This is a genomic window from Snodgrassella sp. B3800 (assembly GCF_026535865.1).
Lineage (GTDB): Bacteria > Pseudomonadota > Gammaproteobacteria > Burkholderiales > Neisseriaceae > Snodgrassella > Snodgrassella alvi_E.
On sequence record NZ_JAFNPH010000002.1, the window covers coordinates 230263 to 243236 of the forward strand.

The window sequence follows — 12974 nt, forward strand, 5'->3', positions numbered from 1 at the left end:
GCGTTGTAATTAGTATTTGACACCCGTAGCCTTGCCAGATTGTTTTATATACGGCAAATTAAGCAGGCTTTCATCATAAAGAAGGTATAAAGAGCGTTTTGACTATTCAGTATCATTATGCTTTCTGAACAGCATGTACTGGATAATTTTACAAACAATCCAAGCACTTAATCGGGGGAGCCAGTCTTCTGTTATTCAGCCAGGTGCTTGGGCTCAGTAGCGGCTGCGTTATCCGGTTTTGTCCTGCCCGATGACGTCTGAAGCCGTGGCTTGCCACCTGATGGAGTCAAACTTAATCACTAACCCTTGCTGCCGAGGGCTGGTCAGCAACATGGGGAAATACGCCTGCAACAGTGCGTTTTTCCAGTAAATACGTTAACATTTCATTGTTTGCAGCCAAAAAACGATTACATGCGTTTTTCAGCTCCGGGCCAAATGCGCCTTTTTATGGTTCAGTCTTGCTTGCCGTGAATACTTACGGCGAAAACAACTGATGACTTTTATTTATTTATAAAAGCTTACGGATTATAAGCAATATGACGGTTTTAAGCAAAGATTCAGTGCAGTTTTTATCTGTCGGTGCCGAAAGTGCTGGACAGCGACTAGATAATTATTTGATACGGGAATTAAAAGGTGTGCCAAAGAGTCATATACAGCGCATCATCCGCAGTGGTGAGGTTCGTTTGAACAAAAAACGCTGCAAAGGAACTGACCGAATTGCCGTTAACGATGAAATCCGTTTACCACCCATTCGTGTTGCCGACAGAATGGCTTGCCCTGATTATTTAGCAATTCCAGCACATGAATTTGAAATCATTTATGAAGACGATGTTTTGCTGGTTATAAACAAACCATCCGGCGTCGCGGTTCATGGTGGTAGCGGCGTTAGTTTTGGTGTTATTGAGCAGCTGCGCCGTGCCCGTCCTGATGCACGTTATCTGGAACTGGTACACCGGCTGGATAAAGACACTAGCGGATTGCTTATGATTGCGAAAAAACGCAGTGCTTTGGTTAAGTTGCACGAATCAATCAGACAAAACCATCCACACAAGGTCTATCAGGCACTTTCAGTCGGATTTTGGCCAGAAAAAGTACAACATGTAAAACTCCCTCTTATAAAATACACTGGGGCTCAGGGTGAAAAAATGGTACGTGTTACCGGCAATAATCAGGAAGGTCAGCGTGCACATACTCTGTTTCGTGTACTGCAAAGGTTTGCAGGACAGCAGCTATACGCTACAGGAATTAAATCTCTTACTTTAATGGAAGCTACGTTGAAAACAGGTCGCACTCATCAAATACGTGTACATATGCAATCGCAACAGTGTCCGATTGCTGGTGATGAGCGCTATGGAGATTATCAAATAAACAAACGCCTGCAAAAAGCAGGGTTGAAAAGAATGTTTTTACATGCATCTGAATTAACACTTCCTCATCCGGTCAGTGGCGATATATTACACCTTATCGCCCCTTTACCAGATGAGTTACAACAGTTTTTGCTTAGCTTACCATCTGCTCCAGATTAGGATTATCCGCCCACATTTAAACCGATTTCGGTTTTTAAAATGTTTGCTGTTGTAACCAATTTTTAAGCTGAGCACCGCATTTGTCATGTCGCAGGCTGTATTCTATAAATGTTTTCATATAACCAAGCTTATCGCCGCAGTCATGTGAATAGCCCTGTATAACAAATGCATCTACTGCTTCCTGCTGCATTAATGCAGCTATAGCATCAGTCAGCTGAATTTCACCACCAGCCCCAGGCAATGTTTTTTCCAGTAGCGGCCAGATACTGGCAGAAAGCACGTAGCGGCCCACGACAGCCATATCAGATGGAGCCTCTTCCAGCGCAGGTTTTTCAATAATGGCTGTCATAGCTATACTACATCCCTCCTCGACCTGTTGCTGATGACAATCCACTATACCGTACTTATTTACTTCACTCATCGGCACGCGCTCAACCATAATCTGGCTACGTTGTGTGTCTCTGAAATGCTTTACCATCGCTGCCAGATTATCTGTTGCCAGATTGCAGGCACTTTCATCTATGAGCACATCCGGCAGTAAGACGGCAAACGGTTCGTTACCAATCACAGAACGCGCACACAGCATAGCATGACCCAGTCCTTTTGCTTCACTTTGTCGTACCTGAATAATTTGAACATCAGGAGGCAGCACGGCACGGGTTTCTGCCAGCAACGCAGTTTTACCCTTGTTCTGTAACTGCGTTTCCAACTCAAACGCAGTATCGAAATGATTTTCAATTGCGGTTTTAGAAGCATGGTTAACCAGCACAATTTGCTTAATTCCTGCTTGTGCACACTCCTTTACGATATACTGAATTAACGGTTTGTCTGCCACCGTTAGCATTTCTTTAGGGATGGCTTTTGTAGCCGGCAACATTCGAGTTCCTAAACCAGCAACTGGGATAACTGCTTTCATCTCTTTTTCCATTCTTGCAAATCAATCACATATATGACGTTCACGAGGATAACGATTTGTATTAAACTTATAATATAAATACTGTTATATATTATCTGAATAATAAGTAATTTTTATTGGTTGAAAATTTTTCGCGGTTAAATATATATAGTTCGACTATTTATTATCCAATTCAGTCAATACAGTAAACACCTCAGCCACAGCCACTGCACCCGGATCAGGTACACTGACTAGATTCTGTTTGTTAACATAAGATGAACGCCCAGCTCCGGCTTTATGCATATCTGCGGTTTTATCAGCACCCTCTCTAGCAGCCTGTACCGAAGCCTTAATACCATGTTGTTGCCAGCTTTGCAAAGCCGGCTGTAAAGCATCAATCAAAGTACGGTCACCTAAATCGGCACCGCCATAATGTTTCATCTGTGTCAGCCCGTTTAACAATGCTTCTATCAGCGTATTTCCCTTTTGTAAATGCTGTCCGGCAGCAGTGAAGAAAATCGACATCAGCACCCCGCTTGACCCCCCCATGACTATTGCAAGTCGCTCACCGATACACAGTAATAACTGGGACAAATCGTTAAGTGGTAACTGCTGCTGTGTCAGCTGCTGTGCTATAGCATGAGCACCATGCGCAAAAGTGGTACCTGTATCACCATCACCTACTTTAGCATCCAATGCATTAAGTCGACTTTCCAGTCCAATCAGTTTATCTGTTATAGCTGTAATACAAGCAGCAGCCAACGCATTTTCAGATGGCTTGTATTCAGACTGCTTTAATACGGGCTGGCAGGCAAGCTTTTTTAAAGGTTTTAAAGCAACCGGCTTCTGCCATCCTTGTGTTTCTACCGGAGCATTCAGTGCCTGAACAAAATAATCATTTAATCTGAGTATAGAAAGGGAGAAACCTTTCATATCCAGCGATGTAACCATCGAAGCAGGACCAATCAGCCAATCAGTCTGCCCACTGATTGAGGAATGTGCTACTTCACGTGTTAGCAAAGCCATTTCCAGAGATGACACTCCACCGAGATTATTGATCAAAACGGCAAAACGCCCCTTACCAGCCGAATGCTGTAAAGACTTCACCAAATTATCGATAAGAATTTTGCTGTTTTGAGTATTAACCACCGACGCACCGGGTTCACCATGTATACCTAATCCAAGCTCTACCTGCCCGTCTTTGATCCGTGTTTCTTCCATATAGTCTGGCAGATGACAGGTTTGCATGGCCAGACCCAGACTCCAAAGATTATCACAAGCCTGTTGAGCCAATGCGCGAACCTGTGCTAGTGACTTTCCTTCCTCAGCAGCATAGCCTGCAATTTTGTGAACGAGCACCGTGCCTGCCACACCGCGTGGCTGGCGATTTTCCGGCAGGGAAATATCGTCAGCCACAATGACCATTTCCACTTTCAAGCCATGGCTTTTGGCTTTTTCTGCTGCCAGTCCAAAATTTAATCTGTCCCCAGTATAATTTTTCACAATCAGCAAACAACCCTGTTCACCAGTGACAGCTACAATGGCGTTAAACACAGCATCAACACTCGGGGAAGCAAACAAATCACCGCATACAGCCGCCGTTAACATACCTTTGCCCACAAACCCAGCATGAGCCGGTTCATGTCCCGAACCACCGCCGGAAATTACAGCTACACGGCTTTTATCCCAGTCATTGCGAGCCACTATTCTGATAGCCGGATCAGTATCCAGCTTGACAAGATTGCCATGTGGTGCAGAAATCACCAAACCTTCAATGGCTTCATCAATTAATTGTTTACGATTGTTAAAAAAGAATCTGGACATGATTTTCCAAAATGATTATGAGTATAGACAACAGGCAATATTCGAATCAAAAAATTCATAAGGTCGAAAAAAATATTTACTGCTTTCCTTATATCAAACTTCATCGGCATTTAAAGCAAGATTCTTATCAAAGATAGATATATAAATTTAATATACTGAATCCATTTTTTTCTGCCACAGTAGTATCTTGCTTTAATTTATATTGCCTTTTTTAAGCGGCGGTTCCAAATTTAACTGTGCTGACACGCTGTTTGCAAGACTATTATAATGTACGGCGATAGCAGGATAAAGTTTAGCCTGCAATCCAAACACGACAAAAGCATACTAAAAAAATAAAATTCGGCTATAATTTTACTTATAACTGATTTAAATGATTGGATAATAGTGAATGAAACGGCTTAGCCTAATCATTTAACTACACATACATCAGCACCAAAACCTGAGAATAAACAGATGAAAATCAATATTAAAGGATCAGAACCAGCTGGTTCAACGCCTGAGGGCAGCAGCTGGGAACGCAATTTACTAGAAAAACTATTGCTTGAAGTATATCGTGAGCAGCGGCGTAATCGAATCTGGCGCTGGTTCTGGCGTCTTCTATGGCTTCTGATTTTTATCTTGATAATTATTGCTTCTTCTGGCAGCAGCAAACCAACCGGTGCCCATACAGCGGTTATTAATTTGGAAGGCACCATCAGCAGTGACAATAATCAGGCCGATTTATTACGTAAAAGCCTGAAAGAAGTGTATAAAAACAAAAATGTCAAAGGAATTATTATTCGTGCTAATAGCCCCGGCGGCTCCCCGGTTATTTCCAGCATCGCATATGAAGAAATTCGATATTTTAAAGCCAAACATGCCAGCATACCATTATATGTTGTAACTGAGGATATGTGTGCTTCTGGTTGTTACTACATTGCCAGTGCCGCAGATAAAATCTATGCAGACCCGGCTAGTTTGGTCGGCAGTATTGGAGTAATTGGCAGCAGTTTTGATTTTACGGGATTGATTGATAAACTGGGCATTAAACGCCGAGTTAAAATTGCCGGCAGTAATAAAGATATGGGTGACCCTTTTGTTCCCGAAACACCGGAACAGGCACAAATTTGGCAACAGATGTTGAGCAGCATCCATGAACAGTTTATTCAGGCTGTACAACAGGGAAGAGGCAAACGTTTGAAAATTGCTGAAAACCCAGATATCTTCAGTGGCCGTGCGTATACTGGAGAAGAAGCCAAAAAAGTGGGACTGATAGACGATTTTGGCAATGTTTATACTGTCGCACGTGATGTAATCGGTGCACCTGATTTAGTAGATTACACTGCTGAAACCAGCTGGGAAAAACGTTTTAGCAAAAGTATTGGCAGCACTATGCTGCAAAACATCCGCGGCATGACTGATCAGCCTTGGTAAATGCCATTAGATATAATAGCAAATCTTTTGTAAATAAATTATGCCCGTTTATGTTCGCCACAACTATTGATAAACATAAACGGGCAATTTTTTAAGCGTATCCTGATTAATACAATAGGCAATTTCTTTTTCAAACATGCGCTTTGTATCACCAGCCAGCTAACTTGAAATATACCTAATTAAATGATTTATTTCACCAACACATACTGAATTTAATTGTTTTCCACTCGAATTGATAGAGTTGTTGGTTATAATATTTCTCCACCTTATCCAGCATCAATATCATGTATTCGCTTATAAAATCTTTGTTATTCCGACTGGATCCAGAAAAGACCCATTATCTGTCATTGAAATGTTTACAGCTGCTACATCGTTATCACTGCGGTTTTTTGCTGAGAGACGGACAAGCTTCTGCCAATAACAATCAAAGCACCGGAACAGACAGCAATTTAATAGACTTAATGGGTTTGACTTTACCCAATCCGGTAGGATTAGCGGCTGGTCTGGATAAAAATGGTGAGTATATTGATGCACTGTCAATGTTGGGTTTTGGCTTTATCGAAGTTGGCACCGTTACACCGCTACCACAGGCAGGCAACCCCAAACCTCGTTTATTCCGGTTACCAGAACATCAGGCTATCATTAATCGCATGGGCTTTAATAACTATGGTATCGATACCCTGATTGATAACATTGTAAACAGCCAATATCGTGGCATACTAGGAATTAACATTGGAAAAAATGCTGCCACTCCCATAGACAAAGCCACTGATGATTATCTAATCTGTCTTGAAAAAGCCTATCCTTATGCTAGTTATATAACTGTAAATATCTCATCTCCCAATACACGCAATTTACGCAGTCTGCAAAGTGCCAGCGAATTGGACAGACTCCTGAATCATTTAAAAAACCGGCAGGCGCAGCTAGCAACGCGTCACAGTCGTTATGTCCCTATTGCTGTTAAAATTGCACCAGACCTGATTGAAGACCAAATTACTGCATTAGCAGATGTAGCATTAGCCACCCAGATTGACGGCATTATTGCCACAAATACCACTATAGATAAAACGATGCTGGGTAAGCATCGATATGCACAAGAAACTGGAGGATTATCCGGTCGTCCAGTGCAACCACAAAGTAATCAGGTATTACGCCACCTATCTGCGCTGCTTGAAGGGAAGATTCCTCTTATCGGTGTAGGCGGAATTAACACTGGCGCCGATGCAGCTGAAAAAATCAGCCTTGGTGCCACTGCAATACAGCTGTATTCCGGCCTGATATTTCGTGGCCCCAAGCTCATCAATGAATGTATTCGTGCGTGCAGTAAGCTAAATTAGAGACCCAACAGATTAATATTATCTATTTCGCTTCAATTTGTATTCTTGTTTTACATGTTGGTAAAGCATGATCACGAAAACCTGCTCTGCCCCATTACAGAATTATGTCGTTTTCGTGCATTGAATTTGCTGATAGCTATCTTTATGCAGCTGCGTTTGGCATGACGCTTGTGCTGCGCTATGATATTAGTCATAAGCAAGTATTCGCCCAGATTACTTTGCACAGTCCTGTAGACAATTATCAGGACTGTACAAAGTGATTTGATTAAATTGAAAGCCCTATCATGCATAACAGCGACATATCGCTGCCGAAGGATATCCAGCGGCCGGCTGAAGCGGTATTGGTAAATATTACTCCGAAAGAAACCCGTGTAGCCGTTATGGAAGAAAGCAGCTTGTGTGAAATTCACATTGAGCGCAACTGTGGTCATGGCCTGGTTGGTAATATTTATAAAGGAATTGTGCGCCGCGTATTACCTGGCATGCAAAGTGCTTTTATTGACATTGGCCTTGAGCGAGCAGCTTTTCTGCATATTGTCGATGTACTGGAACAGCGCCAGAAACCTGAACAACCTTTACGCATCGAACATATGTTACATGAAGGTCAGAATATAGTGGTACAGGTTATCAAAGACCCTATCAACACCAAAGGAGCACGCCTGTCCACACAGATATCATTAGCTGGACGTTTTCTTGTACACCTACCTCAGGATCAGCATATCGGTATTTCACAGCGCATTGAGGATGAAGAAGAACGTAATCAATTAAGAGAACGTTTGGAAAATTTGTTACCAGATGGTGCCGGTCATGGCTACATTATCCGTACTAGTGCAGAAAACGCTACTGATGCAGAATTGCAGTCTGATATCAATTATTTAACCAAACGCTGGCAAAATATTCAGCAACTGGCTAAAACCAGTGCGCCCGAAACATTGTTATATCAGGATCTGCCTTTGTCACTGCGTGTACTACGTGACATGTACAGCGACAATATTGATAAAATAATTGTTGACTCGAGAGTCAATTATGAGTTGATGTGTGAATTTGCTACCAATTATTCTCAAGGTGCACTGGATAAACTGCAATTATTCCAGAATGATAGCCCCTTGTTTGAAGCTTACAATATTGAAGCAAGAATCACACAGGCTTTGCAGCCACGCGTTAACCTTAACTTTGGTGGTTATATCATTATTGAGCCTACCGAAGCCATGACCACTATTGACGTAAATACCGGCGGATTTGTCGGTGCACGCAATTTTGAAGAAACTATCTTCAAAACCAATCTTGAAGCCTGCCATGTTATCGCACGCGAACTGAGATTGCGCAATCTAGGTGGCATCATTATCATAGACTTCATTGACATGGCTGATGAAGCACATCAGCAGGAAATTCTCACTGAGCTAGCACAAGCACTGGCGTACGACCGCACCCGTGTCACTCTGAATGGTTTTACCAGTCTGGGACTGGTAGAACTTACACGTAAGCGCACGCGTGAAAATCTGGCACAAATCCTGTGTGAACCTTGTCCTACCTGTCAAGGGCGCGGCCGCCTTAAAACCGCACAAACTATTTGCTATGAAATTCAGAGGGAAATTATAAGGGAATCCCGACGCGTGAATGCACAGGAGATACGTATACTGGCCGCTCCAAGTGTAATTGATCTGTTTCTAGATGAAGAAGCACAGTCATTACAATGCTTAAGTAAATTCATCGGCCAACCGATTACGCTAGCTGTAGAGACCACATATAATCAGGAACAATATGATATTGTTCTGCAATAGAATTAATCTGCAAACGAGAAATGAGAAGTATGAACTTACCTGACGCTGAACAGGCAGAAACCCTGTGGCAAACTATTCGTCGAGAAACTGAACATGCAGTACGCAACGAACCAATTTTGGCTAGCTTTCTGCATCTGAGCGTATTGCGACATAAAAACTTTGCCCGCATGCTCGCTTTTCATCTGTCCACCAAAATGTCCAGTGCGGTGATGGATGCGCGTGCATTGTTCGAAATATATTTGGAAGCCTTACAGCAGGATTCGGCCATTATTCATGCAGCATTGGCGGATATCGTAGCCTATTATGAGCGCGATCCAGCCTGCGACACCTATTCATTACCCTTACTATATTACAAAGGTTTTCATGCCATTCAAACACATCGGATAAATCATTGGCTCTGGCAGCAAAACCGCCACACCCTTGCCTATTTCCTGCAAAACCGAGCTTCAGAAGTACTAGGAGTGGATATCCATCCCGCAGCATCAATGGGCTATGGCATTATGATTGACCATGGAACCGGAGTGGTAATTGGTGAAACGGCTGTGCTCGGGAATAACATTTCCTTGCTACATGGCGTCACACTAGGTGGTTCCGGTAAAGAAAGCGGTGACCGGCATCCGAAAATCAGTGATGGGGTAATGATAGGAGCCAATGCATCAGTATTAGGCAATATTCGCGTACATACCTGTGCCAAAGTCGGTGCTGGCAGCGTGGTAGTCAACGATGTACCTGAATACTCTACCGTTGTTGGCGTACCTGCACGGGTTATTAGCAAAACCGATAATCATGAGAGTCCAGCACAGGAAATGGATCAGCGGATTTAATTTTCAGTTTACTAGGCCTTGTTCTGCTTAGACGATAATAATTATCCGAAAAAATATGGGCTTAGATTAGTTTTTGCCTTGATGGTACTTGAATTTCATATAAAAAAATTTATAGGATCCTCCTTAAATCACTTTAGTGAACTTGAATAGTCAATATTAAATATATTGAGAGGAAATGTCAGTTAGTCCAGATCAAATCAGCTTTTTTCATTTTATGAATGTATATGATAAAAGCTGGTTTATTTAGATAAATTTAAGCCTTAAATATTTATTTAGTATAATAAAAGCAAAGCATAAAAAAACGCAAACACTGTATAGAGTTTGCGATTAATATGGTGGCGAATCAGGGATTCGAACCCCGGACACAAGGATTATGATTCCTCTGCTCTAACCGACTGAGCTAATTCGCCGTATCTCGTTTTAAGAGAGACGCAATTATACGATATTTTTTTGCGCACGCAAGCATCATTTAAGCAAAAACTATCAAATTATTGTTTTAAAAAATAATTTTATTTAGCTTAAAGGCTTAAATTTTCTTATACCTGAAAAGTTCTTGCTTTGTTTGTTTTAGCAGACATTGCCATTCTGGTCAGTGCCGCATAAGTGCAGCAAAGCTTTATGTTACAATTCAGCCATTTTTATATTCTGCTATTTCAAGGAATATCATGAGTTTGAAATGTGGCATTGTGGGTCTGCCCAATGTAGGCAAATCCACCCTGTTTAACGCCCTTACCCAGTCTGGCATTGAAGCTGCTAACTATCCTTTCTGTACCATCGAACCGAATGTCGGCATCGTTGAAGTTCCGGACGATCGTATGGCTGAACTGTCCAAAATTGTGAATCCGAAACGGACTCAGCCGGCTATTGTAGAATTTGTTGATATTGCCGGACTGGTAGCTGGAGCCAGCAAAGGTGAAGGGCTGGGTAATCAGTTTCTGGCCAATATTCGCGAAACCGACGCCATTGTGAACGTAGTGCGCTGCTTTGACGACGACAATATTGTGCATGTTGCCGGTAAGGTTGACCCGATTTCTGACATAGAAGTGATTGGTACGGAACTGGCACTGGCAGATCTGGCCAGTGTGGAAAAAACTATTGTTCGCGAAAGCAAACGTGCTAAATCCGGTGATAAAGAAGCACAGAAACTGGTAGCCGTCCTTGAACGTTTGCAGCAACACTTGCTAGAAGGCAAACCAGTACGCGCAGCCGGTCTGGATCAAGATGAATTAGCTCTGATTAAACCTCTGTGCCTGCTCACGGTTAAGCCAGCCATGTATGTGGCCAATGTGGCCGAAGATGGCTTCGAAAACAATCCCCATCTACAGCGCCTGCAACAACTGGCCACTGAAGAAAATGCACCAGTCGTAGTTTTATGTGCGGCCATGGAAAGCGAAATAGCAGATTTGGATGAGGCTGATAAAGTAGAATTTTTAGCTGAAATGGGATTAAAAGAACCAGGATTAAACCGCCTGATCCGCGCCGGCTATGAATTACTTGGCCTGCAAACTTATTTCACCGCCGGCGTTCAGGAAGTTAGAGCGTGGACAATCCATAAAGGCGATACAGCACCGCAGGCAGCCGGTGTAATCCATACAGATTTTGAACGCGGATTTATTCGTGCACAGGTCATTGCCTATGATGATTTTATTGCCTGTGGCGGCGAAGCTAAAGCCAAAGAAGCCGGTAAAATGCGTGCCGAAGGTAAAGAATATATCGTCAATGACGGCGATGTTATCCATTTCTTGTTCAACGTCTGACCTGAATTCATAACCATTCACGAACAGCCCGTCAGGGCTGTTTTTTCGACCAGCTAAAATGCGGTTCCATCAGATAGACATTAGCTGTTTTAACATGTCTCGCTAGCAACAATAATGAAATATACTTTTATCAATCATACTCAACTGAAGAATAATCAATTTATTGTAGGCACAAATGCACTGGCAAACAAATCGTGTAAAATAATGCATCATTATTAATCAGCTAATCAGAAAACAGGCTGTCTGGCCAAACTGGGCATATTCGATTAAAGATATATGCCATTTCGAATTTCAGATAACCAGCATTTTTCTGTTTCGGACAACTTTTATTTGAAAGTATAAATTTTTACCATGACCAGTGTTGTATACGATTTACAGCAACGTGGCCTGATTGCTCAGACCACTGACGCAGAAGCGCTTGATAACTTATTAAACCAGCAAAAAATCACCTTATATTGCGGATTCGATCCCACTGCAGACAGCCTGCATATCGGCCATCTATTACCTATCTTGGTTCTGCGCCGTTTTCAACTTGCCGGACATACCCCTATCGCCCTTGTAGGCGGTGCCACAGGCATGATTGGCGACCCCAGCTTCAAAGCACAAGAACGTTCACTTAATACACTGGAAACGGTACAGGAATGGGTAGCCAAAATCCGTGCCCAGTTAGAACCATTTCTCAGTTTCGATGGCAACAATGCGGCAATCATGGCCAATAATTTTGACTGGTTTGGCAGCATGAACTGTCTGGATTTTCTGCGCGACATCGGCAAGCACTTTTCTGTGAATGCTATGCTGAATAAAGAATCAGTGAAACAGCGTTTAAGCCGTGATGATGTCGGTATTTCATTTACGGAATTTGCCTATACCTTGCTTCAAGGCTATGATTTTGCTGAATTGCATCGCCGTCATGGTGCCGTATTACAAATTGGCGGTTCAGACCAGTGGGGTAATATAACAGGCGGTATCGATCTGTCACGTCGTCTGCATCAAGCTACCGTTTACGGATTAACCCTACCTCTCGTTACCAAAGCCGACGGTACCAAATTCGGTAAAACTGAAGGTGGCGCAGTATGGCTCAGCGCAGAAAAAACCTCTCCTTATCAGTTCTACCAGTTTTGGCTGAAAGTTGCTGATGCCGATGTCTACAAATTCCTCAAATACTTTACTTTCCTCAGTGTGGCCGAAATAGAATCCATTGAAGCTCAAGATAAGGCCAGCGGTACCAAACCGGAAGCTCAGCGCATTCTGGCTGAAGAAATGACAAGACTGATTCACGGGGAAGAAGCGCTGGCAGCAGCGGAGCGAATTTCAACAAACTTATTTGCCGAAGACCAAAGTGCGCTTACAGAAAGCGATTTTCAGCAATTATCTCTGGACGGTTTGCCCACTTATACAATCAGTGAATCCATCAATATCGTACAGGCATTAACCACAACAGAACTGGCCAAATCCAACAATGAAGCACGCGGCTTCATCAGCCAAGGAGCGGTAATGGTAAACGGACAAAAAATCAACACTGCTGACTATATTTTCAGTGACAGCGACAAACGTTTCGGCCGCTACACCATTGTACGCCGCGGCAAACGCAACCACGCCTTGCTGATATGGCAATAA

Annotated in this window: 9 protein-coding genes and 1 tRNA gene; 7 read left to right on the top strand and 3 right to left on the bottom strand. The window is 42.8% G+C overall.

Annotated elements, in window-relative coordinates; genetic code table 11:
- The first annotated feature begins 536 nt into the window (after nucleotides 1-536).
- The gene (locus J3U64_RS05115; protein WP_267408530.1) at nucleotides 537-1526 is read left to right on the top strand and encodes an RluA family pseudouridine synthase; all 990 of its coding nucleotides are present in this window, start codon (nucleotides 537-539) and stop codon (nucleotides 1524-1526) included.
- 34 nt (nucleotides 1527-1560) lie between these two features.
- On the opposite strand, the gene galU is transcribed toward J3U64_RS05115, so the two are convergent.
- A complete protein-coding gene (gene galU / locus J3U64_RS05120; protein ID WP_267408531.1) occupies nucleotides 1561-2442 on the bottom strand; it encodes a UTP--glucose-1-phosphate uridylyltransferase GalU in 882 nt (293 codons plus the stop codon).
- Nucleotides 2443-2598: 156 nt separating this feature from the next.
- Entirely contained in the window at nucleotides 2599-4245 is a 1647-nt protein-coding gene (locus tag J3U64_RS05125; protein WP_267408532.1) for a dihydroxyacetone kinase subunit DhaK, read from the bottom strand.
- 453 nt (nucleotides 4246-4698) lie between these two features.
- Here J3U64_RS05125 and sppA point away from each other — a divergent pair, with 453 nt between their 5' ends.
- The 4 genes from sppA (at nucleotide 4699) to cysE (ending at nucleotide 9600) form a co-directional block, all read left to right on the top strand.
- Nucleotides 4699-5658: a signal peptide peptidase SppA gene (gene sppA / locus J3U64_RS05130; protein ID WP_267408533.1), complete on the top strand. Its 960-nt coding sequence runs from the start codon at nucleotides 4699-4701 to the stop codon at nucleotides 5656-5658.
- A 284-nt stretch (nucleotides 5659-5942) separates the two neighbouring features.
- Nucleotides 5943-6995: a quinone-dependent dihydroorotate dehydrogenase gene (locus J3U64_RS05135; protein WP_267392166.1), complete on the top strand. Its 1053-nt coding sequence runs from the start codon at nucleotides 5943-5945 to the stop codon at nucleotides 6993-6995.
- Between the two features lie 284 nt (nucleotides 6996-7279).
- The gene (gene rng / locus J3U64_RS05140) at nucleotides 7280-8776 is read left to right on the top strand and encodes a ribonuclease G (protein WP_267392165.1); all 1497 of its coding nucleotides are present in this window, start codon (nucleotides 7280-7282) and stop codon (nucleotides 8774-8776) included.
- Nucleotides 8777-8805: 29 nt separating this feature from the next.
- Nucleotides 8806-9600 (top strand): serine O-acetyltransferase, encoded by a 795-nt coding sequence (gene cysE, locus J3U64_RS05145; RefSeq protein ID WP_267408534.1) that lies wholly within the window; start codon nucleotides 8806-8808, stop codon nucleotides 9598-9600.
- Between the two features lie 333 nt (nucleotides 9601-9933).
- On the opposite strand, the gene J3U64_RS05150 is transcribed toward cysE, so the two are convergent.
- Nucleotides 9934-10010, bottom strand: a tRNA-Met gene (locus J3U64_RS05150).
- A gap of 255 nt (nucleotides 10011-10265) precedes the next feature.
- On the opposite strand from J3U64_RS05150, the gene ychF reads away from it, so the two are divergent.
- Nucleotides 10266-11357, top strand: coding sequence for a redox-regulated ATPase YchF (ychF, locus tag J3U64_RS05155; protein ID WP_100157306.1), 1092 nt, complete (start codon nucleotides 10266-10268; stop codon nucleotides 11355-11357).
- 351 nt (nucleotides 11358-11708) lie between these two features.
- The gene (tyrS, locus tag J3U64_RS05160) at nucleotides 11709-12974 is read left to right on the top strand and encodes a tyrosine--tRNA ligase (RefSeq protein ID WP_267408535.1); all 1266 of its coding nucleotides are present in this window, start codon (nucleotides 11709-11711) and stop codon (nucleotides 12972-12974) included.

Excerpts from the sequence above, each read along its gene's own strand:
- J3U64_RS05115 (WP_267408530.1), top strand. The coding sequence starts at position 537 with ATGACGGTTTTAAGCAAAGATTCAGTGCAGTTTTTATCTGTCGGTGCC.
- galU (WP_267408531.1), bottom strand. The coding sequence starts at position 2,442 with ATGAAAGCAGTTATCCCAGTTGCTGGTTTAGGAACTCGAATGTTGCCG.
- J3U64_RS05125 (WP_267408532.1), bottom strand. The coding sequence starts at position 4,245 with ATGTCCAGATTCTTTTTTAACAATCGTAAACAATTAATTGATGAAGCC.
- sppA (WP_267408533.1), top strand. The coding sequence starts at position 4,699 with ATGAAAATCAATATTAAAGGATCAGAACCAGCTGGTTCAACGCCTGAG.
- J3U64_RS05135 (WP_267392166.1), top strand. The coding sequence starts at position 5,943 with ATGTATTCGCTTATAAAATCTTTGTTATTCCGACTGGATCCAGAAAAG.
- rng (WP_267392165.1), top strand. The coding sequence starts at position 7,280 with ATGCATAACAGCGACATATCGCTGCCGAAGGATATCCAGCGGCCGGCT.
- cysE (WP_267408534.1), top strand. The coding sequence starts at position 8,806 with ATGAACTTACCTGACGCTGAACAGGCAGAAACCCTGTGGCAAACTATT.
- ychF (WP_100157306.1), top strand. The coding sequence starts at position 10,266 with ATGAGTTTGAAATGTGGCATTGTGGGTCTGCCCAATGTAGGCAAATCC.
- tyrS (WP_267408535.1), top strand. The coding sequence starts at position 11,709 with ATGACCAGTGTTGTATACGATTTACAGCAACGTGGCCTGATTGCTCAG.